The 16705-nt window shown below is 51.4% G+C and carries 16 protein-coding genes and 1 tRNA gene; 6 read left to right on the plus strand and 11 right to left on the minus strand.

The window, feature by feature from the left end:
* Nucleotides 1–30 precede the first annotated feature (30 nt).
* The 6 genes from FQZ95_RS17730 to trmB form a co-directional block, all read right to left on the minus strand.
* Nucleotides 31–1038, minus strand: a complete 1008-nt coding sequence (locus FQZ95_RS17730; RefSeq protein WP_000745202.1) for a DUF1202 family protein — start codon at nucleotides 1036–1038, stop codon at nucleotides 31–33.
* 115 nt (nucleotides 1039–1153) lie between these two features.
* On the minus strand, nucleotides 1154–2200 hold the full coding sequence (ansB, locus tag FQZ95_RS17735; protein ID WP_000394126.1) for an L-asparaginase 2: 1047 nt from the start codon (nucleotides 2198–2200) through the stop codon (nucleotides 1154–1156).
* 175 nt (nucleotides 2201–2375) lie between these two features.
* Entirely contained in the window at nucleotides 2376–3095 is a 720-nt protein-coding gene (locus tag FQZ95_RS17740; RefSeq protein ID WP_000984793.1) for a DUF2884 domain-containing protein, read from the minus strand.
* A 20-nt stretch (nucleotides 3096–3115) separates the two neighbouring features.
* A complete protein-coding gene (locus FQZ95_RS17745; RefSeq protein WP_157944748.1) occupies nucleotides 3116–3256 on the minus strand; it encodes a hypothetical protein in 141 nt (46 codons plus the stop codon).
* Nucleotides 3257–3278: 22 nt separating this feature from the next.
* Nucleotides 3279–3605 carry a YggL family protein gene (locus FQZ95_RS17750; RefSeq protein WP_001107565.1) on the minus strand — a complete coding sequence of 109 codons (327 nt, stop codon included), beginning with the start codon at nucleotides 3603–3605 and terminating at the stop codon, nucleotides 3279–3281.
* A complete protein-coding gene (trmB, locus tag FQZ95_RS17755) occupies nucleotides 3605–4324 on the minus strand; it encodes a tRNA (guanosine(46)-N7)-methyltransferase TrmB (protein WP_000786911.1) in 720 nt (239 codons plus the stop codon). The genes FQZ95_RS17750 and trmB overlap by 1 nt, the downstream gene beginning before the upstream one ends.
* Before the next feature lie 160 nt (nucleotides 4325–4484).
* Between trmB and mutY the strand changes: the two genes are divergently transcribed.
* The 4 genes from mutY to nupG all read left to right on the plus strand — a co-directional run bounded on the left by mutY (nucleotide 4485) and on the right by nupG (nucleotide 8442).
* Nucleotides 4485–5537, plus strand: coding sequence for an A/G-specific adenine glycosylase (gene mutY, locus FQZ95_RS17760; RefSeq protein WP_160530466.1), 1053 nt, complete (start codon nucleotides 4485–4487; stop codon nucleotides 5535–5537).
* Between the two features lie 27 nt (nucleotides 5538–5564).
* Entirely contained in the window at nucleotides 5565–5840 is a 276-nt protein-coding gene (locus FQZ95_RS17765) for an oxidative damage protection protein (protein ID WP_000091700.1), read from the plus strand.
* A gap of 64 nt (nucleotides 5841–5904) precedes the next feature.
* Complete coding sequence (gene mltC / locus FQZ95_RS17770; RefSeq protein WP_000760323.1) at nucleotides 5905–6984, plus strand: membrane-bound lytic murein transglycosylase MltC; 1080 nt, start codon at nucleotides 5905–5907, stop codon at nucleotides 6982–6984.
* Nucleotides 6985–7185: 201 nt separating this feature from the next.
* Entirely contained in the window at nucleotides 7186–8442 is a 1257-nt protein-coding gene (gene nupG / locus FQZ95_RS17775) for a nucleoside permease NupG (RefSeq protein WP_001360964.1), read from the plus strand.
* 48 nt (nucleotides 8443–8490) lie between these two features.
* Here the strand turns inward: nupG and speC are convergent, their stop codons facing one another.
* Entirely contained in the window at nucleotides 8491–10626 is a 2136-nt protein-coding gene (speC, locus tag FQZ95_RS17780; protein ID WP_105278315.1) for an ornithine decarboxylase, read from the minus strand.
* Nucleotides 10627–10788: 162 nt separating this feature from the next.
* Entirely contained in the window at nucleotides 10789–10866 is a 78-nt protein-coding gene (locus FQZ95_RS26490) for a hypothetical protein (protein ID WP_212734103.1), read from the minus strand.
* A gap of 152 nt (nucleotides 10867–11018) precedes the next feature.
* Between FQZ95_RS26490 and FQZ95_RS17785 the strand changes: the two genes are divergently transcribed.
* The gene (locus tag FQZ95_RS17785) at nucleotides 11019–11726 is read left to right on the plus strand and encodes a DUF554 domain-containing protein (RefSeq protein ID WP_105276729.1); all 708 of its coding nucleotides are present in this window, start codon (nucleotides 11019–11021) and stop codon (nucleotides 11724–11726) included.
* Between the two features lie 105 nt (nucleotides 11727–11831).
* A tRNA-Phe gene (locus FQZ95_RS17790) sits at nucleotides 11832–11907 on the plus strand.
* 205 nt (nucleotides 11908–12112) lie between these two features.
* On the opposite strand, the gene FQZ95_RS17795 is transcribed toward FQZ95_RS17790, so the two are convergent.
* The 3 genes from FQZ95_RS17795 to FQZ95_RS17805 are packed head-to-tail and all read right to left on the minus strand — an operon-like array spanning nucleotide 12113 to nucleotide 16378.
* The gene (locus FQZ95_RS17795; RefSeq protein WP_107135852.1) at nucleotides 12113–13171 is read right to left on the minus strand and encodes a tyrosine-type recombinase/integrase; all 1059 of its coding nucleotides are present in this window, start codon (nucleotides 13169–13171) and stop codon (nucleotides 12113–12115) included.
* 41 nt (nucleotides 13172–13212) lie between these two features.
* The gene (locus FQZ95_RS17800; RefSeq protein WP_160530467.1) at nucleotides 13213–14868 is read right to left on the minus strand and encodes a TraI domain-containing protein; all 1656 of its coding nucleotides are present in this window, start codon (nucleotides 14866–14868) and stop codon (nucleotides 13213–13215) included.
* Complete coding sequence (locus FQZ95_RS17805) at nucleotides 14861–16378, minus strand: UvrD-helicase domain-containing protein (RefSeq protein WP_160530468.1); 1518 nt, start codon at nucleotides 16376–16378, stop codon at nucleotides 14861–14863. The genes FQZ95_RS17800 and FQZ95_RS17805 overlap by 8 nt, the downstream gene beginning before the upstream one ends.
* Nucleotides 16379–16705: the final 327 nt, after the last annotated feature.

Consider the following 16705-nt stretch of genomic DNA (forward strand, 5'->3'; position numbering starts at 1 on the left):
CCGGCTACAACTCTTGCGTCATCGCAAAAATTACTTAATCACCCCATTGCGCCGCAATTGTTCGGTATCTTTTTTCCAGCGTTCATTAGCCTGGTTGATATCATCAATTTTCATCAAAATCGCGACTTTTTTACTGTTTATTTCTGAAACTTTCATCGTTAACGGATATTGCCCTTTTTCGAGCGTTATCCAGTCATCCTGCAATTTACGACTAAGTTTTTGTGATTGCAGAAAAGTCTGTCGCCGTTGTTCGTTGATATCGAAATCTCGCTTCTGCTGAATCGGCACTTCATAACACTCTGCACTCTGTTTATGACATGCCGCAATCGCCGGTTGATAAACCTCTTTGTCATATTTAACCGCGAACGCCTCGCTATCGTTCTGTTTATTAAACTCATCACGCTGTTGGTGAATTTTTTTAAAGGCGTCTTCGCGGGTCATTTGCTTACCGTTTGCATCTTTTCCCCAATATGCATCCGCTGCTTTCTGCGCCGCCACCATTTGCTTATCAAGCGCTTTCACTTCCTTTTCCAGCGCAGGAATCGAGTTCTTCTGGGTATTCAACGCTGATTCAAGCTGACTAAAGCGATAATTGAAATCTTCGCTATTCACGATCAGATATTTATTATTCGTTTTGATATCGTCGACCACCCGCCCACGATCGCTGGCTGCCGCCTGAAAAGAGTAAAAGTTCACCGACCAGCCAGACGCGGGCGTTCCTTTACTGGTTAACATCGCCGAGAATTTTACCGGTTTATCTTTCGTCCAGGTCTGTTCGAGCAGTTCGTAATCTGCCAACTGACCGACCCAGGTATAGAGATCGTCACTGGAAGAGACATCGCCTTCCGCTGACCAGGTGGCCTGATTACCCTTAGCATCAAGATTTTTTAAGCTGATGGCATCAAGCTTGAGAATGCCGTGATACTGCTTTTTGAATTGATCTTTTAAGATATTTTCAGTTGGCGGTTCGCCATCTGCCCAGGCATTACCAGTCATCAACATAAGCAGCGCCGTGCCTACAATCCATTGCTTTTTCACCCGAAAACCCTCGCGCGGAATAATTTATTCCGGTGATTATCATTAGGGTGATAAAAATTGGCAATGGACGTGAGTCTGAAGTGAAAAGCCCCGGCACGATACCGGGGCGAGGTGATTAGTACTGATTGAAGAGCTGCTGGATCTGCTGCGGATCTTTGGTTTGCGTCAGAGCCAGTTGCAGCAGAACGCGCGCTTTTTGCGGGTTCAGCGTGCCAGAGGCCACGAAGCCATATTTCGCATCATCCACTTCGGCATCCTGAGTGGTAGCGCCCGTCGGTACGCGGGAAGAACGCACTACTGCAGTGCCGTTTTTCGCGGCGGTCGCCAGAGTGTCGAACACGGATTTATACAGGTTACCGTTACCCACACCAGCGCTGACGATGCCATCATAGCCCGCATCTACCAGTGCTTTAGCCGGAAGATCGGATGCGTTAGCGTAGTTATAAACGATGCCGACTTTCGGCAGTTCATTCAGCTTAGAGACATCGAACGGCGTGTCGCTGGTATGCTTACGTGCCGGGGTACGTTGGTAGTCAATCTTACCGTTGTGAATGTAACCCAGAGGACCGTAGTTAACAGACTTGAAAGTCGCTACGTCGGTGGTGTTGGTTTTGGTGACATCGCGACCGTCCAGTACGGTGTCGTTCATCACCACCAGCACGCCACGATTAGCGGAGGCTTTATCAGCTGCGGTCACTACCGCGTTATACAGGTTGAATGGACCGTCTGCGCTCATGGACGTGGACGGGCGCATTGCGCCGACCATCACCACCGGTTTGTCGCATTTCACCGTCAGGTCGAGGAAGTAAGCGGTTTCTTCCATCGTGTCGGTACCGTGAGTAATGACGAAGCCGTCGGTTTTATCGCAGTCGGTGTTAATTTTTTTCGCCAGTGTCAGCCAGACATTATCGTTCATGTCCTGGGAGCCGATATTCACTACCTGCTCGCCTTTAACGTTCGCAATGTCCTTCAGTTGCGGCACCGCATTAACCAGATTTTCTACGCCAACTTTACCCGCTGTGTAGTTAGATTTGGTTGCGGAGTCACCACCACCGGCAATGGTCCCGCCGGTTGCTAAAATGGTGATATTGGGTAATGCCAATGCTGCACCACTAAAACCCATAACCAGTGCGGCAAGTGCCGTCTTTTTGAAAAACTCCATTTCATTCCTCCAGTTACGTGAACGCTACGCATTATCCCTTAGCTTTGTATGGGAAATTTGACGTTAAACAATTTACAACGTGAATATATTTTGGAGATCTACAAAGTTAGAGGCAGGTAACAAAACGAAGAATTAAACGGCATAAAAAAGTATTATGCCGTCTTAAAATAGAGGATTATTTTAAATTCCCGACCAGGGCTTTGCGACTATCTTCCAGAGTCACAACGCGGCTACAAACATCTTTGCCAAACTGTTGGAAATCTTTTTCCTGCTTTTTCCATTCGGTTTGGATTGAGGATTGCAGCCCCCCCAGGCTTCCCAGCACGTTCTGTAATGGGTTACCGCCGCTTTTCAGCACCGCTTTCGCGCCCATTTCATTAATGCTGTCCTGTAAAATTCCGCCCATTGCCTGATTCACTAATTGCTGGCCTTCGGCGCGAACCTGATCAATGGCTTTATAGTGGAACGTCAGGCCATCGCTGCGCGTTTCGATAATGCGGTTCATCTGCTCTTTCAGCTGCGCATCAAGTTTGGTCAGACGGCTGCGCATTTTGCTGTTTTCGCCCATCTCCTGAACGATGATTTTATCCAGCGCGATACGGGCTTTCTCGACGCGGCTTTTCGCGCCTTCATCAATCCACGGCAGCGTGCTACGCAGTTCAGCCTGATAATCCTTCGCCTGCTCGCGCTGGGCGGCGTTCAGGGAATATTGCTTACCGTTATACATCACGTTGCCGTCTGGCGTGATCACCAGATTGCCGTTTTCGCCCTTCACCTGCACGGTTTGCGGGCTGACAATCACATCATCACGCGGCGTGACGCTGCACTGGTAGTCGGCGTGAGCGGTCATTGCCGTCACTGAAAGTGCTGCCGCCAGCAGCATTTTGCGCATCATAGTCTTCCCTCAAGAACAAATCAGGCCAGCATTTGCTGGCCCCAGATTGATAACAAAGTACATGTCATCCATGCCGGATGCGGCGTAAACGCCTTATCCGGCCTACTCGATTGTGCATCTTTCCAGGCCAGATAAGCGTAGCGCATCAGGCGGTTTTGCATTTGTCATCGCCCGTATGCTTTCTTAGTCCCACCAAACGTCGAAAAGTTCGCTGGTGCGTACCTCTTCCAGTTTGCGTTCTTCCAGCCACTTACGCACAATCGCCTGATGTTCTTCGGTGCATTTGCCGATTTCCTGCATGCAGATCAGACCTTCCCAGGCCAGATATCCGCTGCCGTCAAAGGCCAGTTTGTTCGGTTCGATAACCTCGTTAATAAAGTCATCAACGGTTTTATCAATCTGTTCTTCCGATGTACCTTCCGGGAATCGCCATGCCACCGAAAATCCTAATTCCTGGAATTCGTCGATGTGCATTTTTTTACGCAGACGACGGCTACGGTTCTTTGCCATTATTTCACCCTCTCGAACATTAAGTCCCATACTCCGTGACCAAGACGATGACCACGTTGTTCAAATTTCGTCACCGGACGTGATGCCGGACGCGGTACGTAATCATTGCTCTCTGACAGGTTTTTATAACCGTCAATCGAAGACATCACTTCAAGCATATGTTCCGCATAAGGTTCCCAGTCGGTCGCCATATGGAATACGCCCCCCAGTTGCAGTTTGCTTTTTACCAGTTCGGCAAACGGCACCTGAACGATACGGCGTTTATTATGGCGCGCTTTGTGCCACGGGTCAGGGAAAAAGAGCTGTACCATGCGCAATGAATTGTCAGGAATCATTTTGTGTAGCACTTCAACCGCATCGTGACACATCACGCGCAGGTTGCTTAAGCCCTCTTCATGCGCAGAAGCCAGGCACGCACCAACGCCTGGTGAATGCACTTCAATGCCGAGGAAGTCCTGCTCAGGGCGATCTTTAGCCATTGCCACCAGCGACGCCCCCATGCCGAAACCAATCTCAAGCGTCACTGGCGCTTCACGGCCAAAAAGCGCAGGGAAATCCAGCATATCTTCGCTGAACTCAACGCCCATCACCGGCCAGTAGTTTTCCAGCGCATGTTCCTGGCCTTTGGTCAGTCGCCCCTGGCGGCGCACAAAACTACGGATACGGCGCAGTGGGCGGCCGTTTTCATCAAATTCCGGTGAGATGACGTCGTTTTTCATAAAGATTTAGTCGCTTGTGAAAGTGTTCTGAAAACGGGCATTATCCAAAGTTAGTTGCCGGATGCAAGCATGATAAGGCCGTGGCTGCGGAAAGTTCCGGTTTACACCCTGCCGTCGCTGTGCTGCAATCTTGCCCCCAACAACAGTTAATTCGGTGACCATGCAAGCGTCGCAATTTTCAGCTCAGGTTCTGGACTGGTACGATAAATACGGGCGAAAAACTCTGCCCTGGCAAATTGACAAGACGCCCTACAAAGTATGGCTCTCAGAAGTGATGTTGCAACAAACTCAGGTTGCGACCGTTATCCCCTATTTTGAACGCTTTATGGCGCGCTTCCCGATGGTGACCGATCTCGCCAATGCGCCGCTGGACGAAGTTCTCCACTTGTGGACCGGACTGGGCTATTACGCCCGCGCGCGCAATCTACATAAAGCGGCACAGCAAGTTGCCACCTTACACGGCGGTAAATTCCCGGAAACCTTTGATGAGGTTGCCGCGTTACCGGGCGTCGGGCGTTCCACCGCAGGCGCGATTCTCTCGCTTTCTCTGGGTAAGCACTTTCCGATTCTCGACGGTAACGTCAAACGCGTGCTGGCGCGCTGCTATGCTGTAAGCGGCTGGCCTGGGAAAAAAGAGGTCGAGAATAAACTATGGAGTTTGAGCGAGCAGGTGACGCCCGCGGTTGGCGTGGAACGGTTTAACCAGGCGATGATGGATTTGGGCGCGATGATTTGTACGCGCTCTAAGCCGAAATGTTCGCTCTGTCCGCTACAAAACGGATGTATTGCCGCCGCCAACAATAGCTGGTCGCTTTATCCGGGCAAAAAACCGAAACAGACGCTACCGGAGCGCACCGGCTACTTTTTGCTGTTACAGCACGAAGATGAAGTATTGCTGGCGCAGCGTCCGCCGAGCGGATTGTGGGGCGGTTTATACTGTTTCCCGCAGTTTGCCGATGAAGAAAGTTTGCGGCAGTGGCTGGCGCAACGGCAGATTTCTGCCGATAACCTGACGCAACTGACCGCGTTTCGGCATACCTTCAGCCATTTCCACTTAGATATTGTGCCTATGTGGCTTCCCGTGTCGTCATTCACCGGCTGCATGGATGAAGGCAATGCGCTCTGGTATAACTTAGCGCAACCGCCGTCAGTTGGCCTGGCGGCTCCCGTGGAGCGTTTGTTACAGCAGTTACGCACTGGCGCGCCGGTTTAGCGCGTGAGTCGATAAAGAGGATGATTTATGAGCAGAACGATTTTTTGTACTTTCCTGCAACGTGAAGCAGAAGGTCAGGATTTTCAGCTGTACCCCGGCGAACTGGGAAAACGCATTTATAACGAGATCTCCAAAGAAGCCTGGGCGCAGTGGCAGCACAAACAAACCATGCTGATTAATGAAAAGAAACTCAACATGATGAATGCTGAGCACCGCAAGCTGCTGGAGCAGGAGATGGTCAACTTCCTGTTCGAGGGTAAAGAGGTACATATCGAGGGCTATACGCCGGAAGATAAAAAATAAAAACAGTGCCGGAGCACGTCTCCGGCAACTTGCATAAAAACAAACACAACACGCACCCGGAATGATGAAAAAATATCTCGCGCTGGCTTTGATTGCGCCGTTGCTCATCTCCTGTTCGACGACCAAAAAAGGCGATACCTATAACGAAGCCTGGGTCAAAGATACCAACGGTTTTGATATTCTGATGGGGCAATTTGCCCACAATATTGAGAACATCTGGGGATTCAAAGAGGTGGTGATCGCCGGTCCTAAGGACTATGTGAAATACACCGATCAATATCAGACCCGCAGCCACATCAACTTCGATGACGGTACGATCACTATCGAAACCATCGCCGGGACAGAACCTGCCGCACACTTGCGCCGGGCAATAATCAAAACGTTGCTGATGGGTGACGATCCAAGTTCGGTCGATCTCTATTCCGACGTTGATGATATTACGATTTCGAAAGAACCTTTCCTTTACGGTCAGGTGGTGGACAACACCGGGCAGCCGATTCGCTGGGAAGGTCGCGCGAGCAACTTCGCGGATTATCTGCTGAAAAACCGTCTGAAGAGCCGCAGCAACGGGCTGCGTATCATCTACAGCGTCACCATTAACATGGTGCCGAACCACCTTGATAAACGTGCGCACAAATATCTCGGTATGGTCCGCCAGGCATCACGGAAATATGGCGTTGATGAGTCGCTGATTCTCGCAATTATGCAGACCGAATCTTCCTTTAACCCGTATGCGGTTAGCCGTTCCGACGCGCTGGGATTAATGCAGGTGGTACAACATACTGCCGGGAAAGATGTGTTCCGCTCGCAGGGGAAATCCGGCACGCCGAGCCGCAGTTTCTTGTTTGATCCTGCCAGCAATATTGATACCGGCACCGCGTATCTGGCGATGCTGAATAATGTTTATCTTGGCGGAATTGATAACCCGACATCGCGGCGTTACGCCGTCATCACCGCCTATAACGGCGGCGCAGGCAGCGTGCTGCGAGTCTTTTCGAATGACAAGATTCAGGCTGCCAATATTATTAACACCATGACACCGGGCGATGTTTATCAGACTCTGACGACCCGCCATCCCTCTGCGGAATCTCGCCGTTATCTTTATAAAGTGAACACCGCGCAAAAATCCTACCGCCGCCGATAATTCCACTAACCGCCCCTGACGATGCTCAGGGGCAAAAATGTTATCCACATCACAATTTCGTTTTGCAAATTGGGAATGTTTGCAATTATTTGCCACAGGTAACAAAAAACCAGTCTGCGAAGTTGATAGAATCGCATCATCTCGCACGGTCAAATGTGCTTTTTCAAACACTCATCCGCATCACGATGTGAGGAAATTAACATGAATCTTAAGCTGCAGCTGAAAATCCTCTCTTTTCTGCAGTTCTGTCTGTGGGGAAGTTGGCTGACGACCCTCGGTTCCTATATGTTTGTTACCCTGAAGTTTGACGGTGCTTCTATTGGCGCAGTTTATAGCTCACTGGGTATCGCCGCGGTCTTTATGCCTGCGCTGCTGGGGATTGTGGCCGACAAATGGTTAAGTGCGAAATGGGTATATGCCATTTGCCACACCATTGGCGCTATCACGCTGTTCATGGCAGCACAGGTCACGACGCCGGAGGCGATGTTCCTTGTGATATTGATTAACTCGTTTGCTTATATGCCAACGCTTGGGTTAATCAACACCATCTCATACTATCGCCTGCAAAATGCCGGGATGGATATCGTTACTGACTTCCCGCCAATCCGTATCTGGGGCACCATCGGCTTTATCATGGCAATGTGGGTGGTGAGCCTGTCTGGCTTCGAATTAAGCCACATGCAGCTGTATATTGGCGCAGCTCTTTCCGCCGTTCTGGTTCTGTTTACCCTGACTCTGCCGCATATTCCGGTTGCTAAACAACAAGCGAATCAGAGCTGGACAACCCTGCTGGGCCTCGATGCATTCGCGCTGTTTAAAAACAAGCGTATGGCAATCTTCTTCATCTTCTCAATGCTGCTGGGCGCGGAACTGCAGATTACCAACATGTTCGGTAACACCTTCCTGCACAGCTTCGACAAAGATCCGATGTTTGCCAGCAGCTTCATCGTGCAGCATGCGTCAATCATCATGTCGATTTCGCAGATCTCTGAAACCCTGTTCATTCTGACCATCCCGTTCTTCTTAAGCCGCTACGGTATTAAGAACGTAATGATGATCAGTATCGTGGCGTGGATCCTGCGTTTTGCGCTGTTTGCTTACGGCGACCCGACTCCGTTCGGTACCGTGCTGCTGGTACTGTCGATGATCGTTTACGGTTGCGCATTCGACTTCTTCAACATCTCTGGTTCGGTGTTTGTCGAAAAAGAAGTTAGCCCGGCAATTCGCGCCAGTGCGCAGGGGATGTTCCTGATGATGACTAACGGCTTCGGCTGTATCCTCGGCGGCATCGTGAGCGGTAAAGTGGTTGAGATGTACACCCAAAACGGCATTACCGACTGGCAGACCGTATGGCTGATTTTCGCAGGTTACTCCGTGGTTCTGGCCTTCGCGTTCATGGCGATGTTCAAATATAAACACGTTCGTGTCCCGACAGGCACACAGACGGTTAGCCACTAATTACGCAAAGAAAAACGGGTCGCCAGAAGGTGACCCGTTTTTTTATTCTTACTTCAACACATACCCGTACAACCGTTTCATACCATCCGCATCGGTTTCGCTATAGACACCTTGCAGCTCCGGTGAAAAACCTGGCAGCAAATTCACCCCTTCTTCCAGCGCAAGGAAATAACGCTGGACCGCCCCGCCCCAGACCTCCCCGGGTACCACGCAAAGCACGCCTGGTGGATAAGGCAACGCCCCTTCTGCCGCAATTCGCCCTTCGGCATCACGAATCCGCACCAACTCCACTTCACCGCGAATATAAGCGCTATGCGCGTCCTGGGGGTTCATCACCACTGACGGGAAACTCTGCTGGCGGAACATCGCTTTTTGGAGATCTTTAACGTCGAAACTGACATACAGATCGTGCATCTCCTGACACAACTGGCGCAAAGTGTAGTCGCGATAGCGCACCGGATATTTGTTATAAACGCTCGGCAACACCTCAGCCAGCGGTGAGTCATCCTCAATATGCTGTTCAAACTGCGCCAGCATCGCCACCAGTTGTGCCAGCTTCTCGTGGCTTTCCGCCGGCGTTAATAAGAACAGAATGGAGTTGAGATCGCACTTCTCCGGCACAATACCGTTCTCACGCAGATAATGCGCCAGAATCGTCGCCGGAACGCCAAAGTCGCTATATTCACCGGTTTCAGCATCAATACCTGGTGTGGTCAGTAACAGCTTACACGGATCGACAAAATACTGCTCCGCGGCATATCCTTCAAAGCCGTGCCACTTCGCCCCCGGCTCAAAACTGAAAAAACGACGGTCGCTGGCTAACACTGACGTCGGATAATCCTGCCACAATTTGCCATCAACAACGGGTGGAATAAACGGGCGGAACAGCTTACAGCGCGCAAGAATCGCCTTCCGGGCTTCAATCCCCAACGCAACGCACTCCGCCCACAGCCGACGCCCACTCTCCCCTTCATGAATTTTGGCGTTAACGTCCAGCGCGGCAAACAGCGGATAGAACGGGCTGGTAGAAGCATGGAGCATAAAGGCATTATTTAACCGCTTATGCGGGCAAAAACGCGCCTGCCCGCGAATATGGTTATCTTTTTTATGGATCTGCGATGTCTGCGAGAAGCCCGCCTGCTGTTTATGCACCGACTGCGTCACAAAGATCCCCGGATCGTTTTCGTTAAGCTCTAACAGCAGCGGCGAGCTATCTGCCATCATCGGGATAAACTGTTCGTAACCGACCCACGCGGAATCAAACAGAATGTAATCACACAGATGCCCAATGGTATCGACCACCTGTCGGGCGTTATAGACAGTGCCGTCATAGGTTCCCAGCTGAATAATCGCCAGACGAAACGGACGCGGCAGGTCGGCTTTTTCTGGCGCAACGTCGCGAATTTGCTGGCGCAGATACTCTTCATTAAAGCAGTGCGCATCAATACCACCAATGAAACCAAACGGGTTGCGTGAAGCTTCCAGATAGACCGGCGTCGCCCCCGCCTGAATCAACGCGCCATGATGATTCGACTTATGGTTGTTACGGTCGAAGAGCACCAGATCGCCACGCGTTAATAGCGCATTCGTCACCACTTTATTCGCTGCCGATGTGCCGTTCAGTACAAAATAGGTTTTATCGGCATGAAAGACTTTGGCTGCGAATTTCTGCGCATCTTTCGCCGATCCTTCATGAATAAGCAGATCGCCCAATTTTACGTCAGCGTTACACATATCGGCGCGAAAGATGTTCTCGCCAAAGAAATCGTAAAAATGGCGTCCGGCAGGATGCTTTTTAAAGAAAGCACCATGTTGATGCCCAGGGCAAGCAAAGGTGCTATTGCCCATCTCAACGTACTGCGTCAGCGTGTCATAAAACGGTGGCAGCAAATTCTCTTCATACTGACAGGCTGCGGATTCCAGCTCCAGCCACTGCTGCTCGTTGCCGTTGATTACCGCCGTAACGCCCGCAGGTAATTCAACAGCATGTTCGGAATACAAAAACACCGGTAGATGAAAACCGGTGCGCTTAAGCAACGTAAGAATGCCACTGCGACTATCCGCAGCGGTAATGACGACTGCCGCGACGTCCGTAAAATCAGTATCTCCCAACGCCACCACGCGGCGATGAGTAGAAAGTCGGGATACCAGTTCACTACTGGCGGCAATATTCATTGATTTCATAAGCGCAAAACCCGTTTCGGGGAAGTAAGAATACCGGACAAGGTGAAAAACCCTGCCCCACGAGATATGGGTCAAACTGGTCACCAGCTCCGACCGCCAGACATCAGTAAAAGCAGAAACGCTCTGATTTTACTGTTGTCCTGCAGTGAGCGTGCGTTAACTTCACCGCATGAGCAGAAAAAGGGAGGAGTTTCGCGCGAAACGGCGATAAGCGAGAGAATGTAAGGAGGTGGCGTGCATCGGGCAAACTCCGTACAGAGAGGAGAAAATTCGCGCAATCATGGCACCTTTCGCTAAAGCGTGCAAGCCAGGACTTTGCGACCAAACAAGCCATCAACAAGGCAAAAAGTTCATAATAAGAAAATCAAACAATACAGTTAACAGGAACTCTTGTGGTCATCGGCCCTTTTATCAACGCGAGTGCAGTCTTACTGGGTGGCGTTATCGGCGCTCTGCTCAGCCAACGTTTACCGGAACGTATCCGCGTTTCCATGACATCTATTTTTGGTCTGGCATCGCTGGGGATTGGTATTTTACTGGTGGTGAAATGCGCCAACCTTCCAGCGATGGTTTTAGCTACGCTACTTGGCGCTCTAATTGGCGAAATTTGTCTGCTGGAAAAAGGCGTCAATACAGTGGTCGCCAAAGCGCAAAATCTGTTTCGCCACTCACGTAAGAAGCCAGCGCATGAATCTTTTATTCAGAATTATGTCGCGATTATTGTCCTGTTTTGCGCCAGCGGCACCGGGATCTTCGGGGCGATGAACGAAGGGATGACCGGCGATCCGAGTATTTTAATCGCCAAGTCATTTCTCGATTTCTTTACGGCGATGATCTTCGCCTGCTCGTTGGGTATTGCGGTGTCGGTAATTAGTATCCCATTACTGATCATCCAGTTAACGCTGGCGTGGGCTGCCGCGCTGATATTACCGCTGACCACACCGTCGATGATGGCAGACTTCAGCGCTGTAGGCGGTTTATTGCTGCTGGCAACCGGATTACGCATTTGTGGCATTAAAATGTTCCCGGTGGTCAACATGCTTCCAGCATTGCTTCTGGCAATGCCGCTTTCCGCCGCCTGGACCGCCTGGTTTGCCTGACAATGCGTGCAATAGCGGCAAAGTGATGATAGATTGTGCAGTCTGCAGTAAATTGAAGAAATTTGATTGACGAGACGAGGCGAATCAGGTTTAATGCGCCCCGTTGCCCGGATAGCTCAGTCGGTAGAGCAGGGGATTGAAAATCCCCGTGTCCTTGGTTCGATTCCGAGTCCGGGCACCACCGCATCAAAGCACGTTGGTTAAGGGATGAGATCCTTAACGGGCGTTTAATACAGGATTCGGTCATTACGGAATCTCCATCAGCGTAGTTAGGTTACACTGGTTGAATTCAGAATCGCATCCTCAAACAGGGTGTCTGTTAGCGCAGACACCCTGTTCTCGTTGCTGTATATTCTTACAACCTGAAATATCCCTGTCAAGCTGTGTTAATTTTCCGTCTCTTCTTCCCTGTTCTCTTTCTCCTTACAAACCTCACTGACCGTTCGTGTGTCGGTATACAGACCCAGCGCCGTCTCCAGCGTTCCGGCTGCGGATGCAACACTGACATCCACATACTCCATGGTCGTCGCAATACTCTGATGCCCCAGCATGGATTTAACCAGATGCATGTTTCGCTCCGGTGACTCCATCAGAATCGTCGCCAGCGTGTGCCTGAAACGGTGGGCAGAAACCAGAAAACCACACTCCCGTGACAGACGTCTGAAAAATCCCTTGACCGCCTGATGGGCCCGCGCCGGACAATACACATAATCATCAGGCTCAATGCAGTCTGTAAACCGGCAGACATCAAACAAAAAATCATCAGGCCCGGCTCCCAGACGCCGGGCCCGTGACAGGAGGAGTTCCAGGGGCGCTTTCAGTGGTGCCACGATCGGCACACACCACTCACGGTGTGTTTTACTCCCCTCCAGTTGCAGTTCAATCACTCCTTCTCCGGGACGAACATCCTTCAGCCTGATATGCTGCAGCTGATTAAAGCGCATCCCGGTATAACGCAACACATCCAGAACCGTCAGCCAGTATCTTGCCGGATACAGGGCATTACGTCGCCGATCGCAGGGTACTCTCTGCTGTGTTTCATATTCAGCAAACTTCTGAACAACCAGATAAACCTGGATCATCTGATCTTTGTTCAGCGTCTTCTTCTTTTTCGCCTCCTTTGCCACCGATGCCTCACATAACGGGTTTTCTGTCTGAGGCAGCAGCCCTTTTTTGATCCCGAAACCAAAAATTGCCCGGAGATGCGCCACCTTGTTATTCCACGTGTATGTTGAAAGTGACTGCGTTTTCAGAACCTGACGTCGCCAGCGCTGAATATCGCGCTGGGTCACATCTGCCGGAAATACCCCCTCGCCCATAAAATCAACAAATCCCCGGACAACCTTGCGGTAACTCCATTCCGTATCCGGACGCAAGTTTCTCGAGAAAAAATACTCATCAAGCAATTCATCCCAGGTCAGTTTCCCGGCCTTCTTTGATCCCATAAAAGCTCCATAACAAATCATTCCTTCCCCGCAGCATTCCGTCACGGAAATGTGATAAACGGGCTGTCTCCGGGGAGCCCTTTTCCGCTGAACAGACTGCGGCTTTTCACCAGATAACCGCTGACAGGTTGATAACGCCCTTTTCGTTCCGCCGAATCATACAACCTGGCCTGAACAAAACGCTCCCCGGAACGAACCTGGTGAAGTCCCGCACGCTCAAATACGGACTGAACATAACGGCGATCGTGGTTACTCCCCGTCTGTTTCAGATACAGGTAAAACACATCCGGCACACGCAGAAAAGCATATCCGGCAATCAGATGAACTCTGGCATCAGGCTGATTCACCGGGATCTCTCCCGAATCCAGTCCATGTCTGAGCCATTCAACAAATTCACCACTACTGCCTGGAGCCCTGACATTTTCCGTACTGTTCCGGTCCTGTGAGTGCTCTGGTGATTTTTTTATCTCCTGAGCCGGCTCACTGATACATAAAACAGAGCCCAAAATCCCCGTGTCTTGCGCAGGATCACTTTCCGCACCAGCCTGTTCACTGTTTGCACAACCTGATTCATCAGAAACTGTCTCTTTATTTTCAACAGGTTCTGCCACATCAACCTCCGAGAGCTCTGTGTCATCACTGACTGCTGAAAACAGGCTCAGCAGCATATCGGTATAATCATGAACACTCTGCTCCTCAGGTGCCTTTTCCTCCGTGTCTGTTGCAGACTGCAACGTATCCGGGACTACTGCTTCGGCCTCACCACTTCCTGAAACAGAGGGCTGCAGCGTAAATTCGCCCACCTCCGTGACGACCGCCGGCATTTCCGGCGCAATGGCCTCTGTTGATGTTTCTGGCTGGCTGTCAGATGGCACATTGTCTTCAGACTGCACAGTGGTTTCTGAAGGCAAAGGTGCCGTTACGGGTTCCGTTACTGGCGACGCAAGAAGCGGACTCTCCACCTCTTCTGCCGCTGTTTTCAGAACTGAACGAATCAATGCCATCTCCGGATGCTGATGCCAGAACGCTCCCGCCAGATTCTGTAATGCCCCCGGCACAGTGGCCAGCCAGGCTGTCGCCCCCTCCGGCAACAACTGCCCGGCCATCACCGCTGCCAGTTGCTGAGCCTCTGTGCCCTGCAGATGTTGCTGTCTGTAGCGAAAACGAAATGCTTCATCCGGCGATGACATCCCCGGCTGCCATAACTTTCCGCTGACCAGTTCCCCCTCCAGGTGTGCAAGAAGTGGCAGGTGATAAAACAGTGCCGACCAGAACACCACGGCATTCCATACACCAGACTGTGCGGCCTGCTCTTCCGGTGTGGCACCGGGCGGAAACATATATCCTCTGGCCAGACGAACGGCATAGGTGGTGAACTGCAGCGTCAGGTCGCCAAAACCGTTGGCATCTGCCCACCGGGAGTCTCTGGCAGCGGGAACGTTCTGCGCTGCCATCAGGAGTTTTTGTACCGGCGCCAGACAGAACTGCTGATACACGTCGGATGGCATACTGCTGTTTTCCCATAACTGCTTCAGACACTGTTTCCTGCGTGGTGTGGACGTCAGCTCCTCTGCAGTCCGGGGTATATAAAAACCTTCCGGCAGATGTTCCGGCTGGCGTGCGGTTTCCGGGGTGGTTGTCTCAGTACCGCTGGTATTGCTGTTACCGGAAAGCAGTTTTTTCAGGCGATTAAGCATTTTCACCCTCCTGCCCGTATACGGCATCGTTTTCCCCGTTTTCTGACGGTGATGCCTCTGTTGCTTTCTGGCTTTGTTCATCTCTGCCAGCCTCTTCTGCAACCAGCTGGCGCATCAGGCTGTTCAGCACCAGGGTTTTACGAGCCCGGGTGACCGCAACGTACAACAGGTTAGTTTCGTCCCTCCGTTCATCTTCCGGCATCAGCGGGTCGGTGATATCCGCAAAATCCTCATCCAGTATCACCACCGGCCATTCCAGTCCCTTACTGCGGTGAGCCGTTGACACGGTAATATCCGCATCCTTCTCACTCGTGACGGTGTGCTCCCGCAGAAGCTTCAGTTTCACCGGCAACGGAAAACAGATATCCAGCAGGCGAATGGCCTGATTCATCTCCACATCCCGGGTGGATTTGGCTATCCGGCAGTATTCATCAAAATCGCGGTAATCCCGCAGCAGAACATCAGACTGCATTTTTTCCGGCATATCGGCAGAAAACCAGTACAGGTCCTCCAGTGCCTCAGTCCGGTAACCTTCAATACCGCCCACCCAGTACACCTTCCTGCCGCTCAGACTGGCCATCAGCGCCGTGCATATCACCCCTGCCACCATCCGGCTCAGTACCGTCCGGTGCCCTTCCGGTTTATCCGCGCCGGTACGGCTCATCAGTACTTCATCTTCCCCGCCACTGCCGGTCACCTGTCGTGTCTCACCGGCACGCTGCAAAAGCAGATTCGCCATCCGGGCCACTGACGGGCCAAAGCGGAAGCTCTGCGTCAGCCACAGACGGTCTGCATCGTTCAGAACAGGATGAGATAGCGCATTATCGGCACCACGAAAACGGTAAATCTGCTGGTAACGGTCGCCCACCAGAATCACCCTGCAGGGCTGACTGAGCACCAGTACAGACGTCACCGGATTGGCGTCCTGTGCCTCATCAAACAGAATGGTGTCCCAGCGCAGGGACAGGTCCGGGGATGACAACTGGAACAGCTTCAGGTAGGTATCATGCGTGACGGGAAATATGCCATCAGGGCGACTCATTTCATACCATAGCACCTGTACTGCCTGCAGAATGGCTGAGACATCTGTACCAGCCCGGGCGTCCTCATCCGGCAAATGCTGCAGCCCCGGCTCTTTGTCAGCACTGCACAGAAACTGATTCAGACTGCTGAGTGCAAGACGAACCAGCAGCCAGTGACGGGTGTTCAGCTTTCTGGCCACATCCGTGATACGCAGGCTGGCAACCAGGCGATTCTGGTAATGCTTACCAAAGCGTGACCAGGCCAGTTGGTAGGAGGTTTTGCACTCCACATTAAACGGAAATTTACGCTCAGCCTCATCACGTACGGCTCGGTTGTAAGCCAGATACAGCATTCTGCTGTCAGGGTTTGCCAGTGCATACTGAACCAGGGTACTGGTCTTTCCTGTGCCGGCAAAGGCGTTCACAACCAGTTTCTGCCCCTGCCAGTGGATAATGGCAGACTGTTCATCGGTAGGTGTCAGTGACATACAGCCCCCTGTAAAGAAAAAATGGTACACACACTCTGCATCACTGCAGAACGTGCGCACCATGATTAACTCTTTACCGGTACTGAGAAATTATTCTGTCCGGTAGGACGGTTTTGTAATCTGAGCGTTATTAACATAAGCCTGCAGGAAATGATGTGACGCTCAGTATTTCTCGGTCAGCTACTATATGAACAACGTAAGAAAATATATCTCCCGGCATATCCCGGCCAGTGATGCTCTGCCTGCCAGTCAACATGCCTGCTCCGAATCAAGAGCAGAAGTTAACAATTTTAGAAATCAAACTAATTGACATAAAATATCTCGACC

The sequence above is a fragment of the Escherichia sp. HH41S genome (assembly GCF_009820115.1).
Lineage (GTDB): Bacteria > Pseudomonadota > Gammaproteobacteria > Enterobacterales > Enterobacteriaceae > Escherichia > Escherichia coli_F.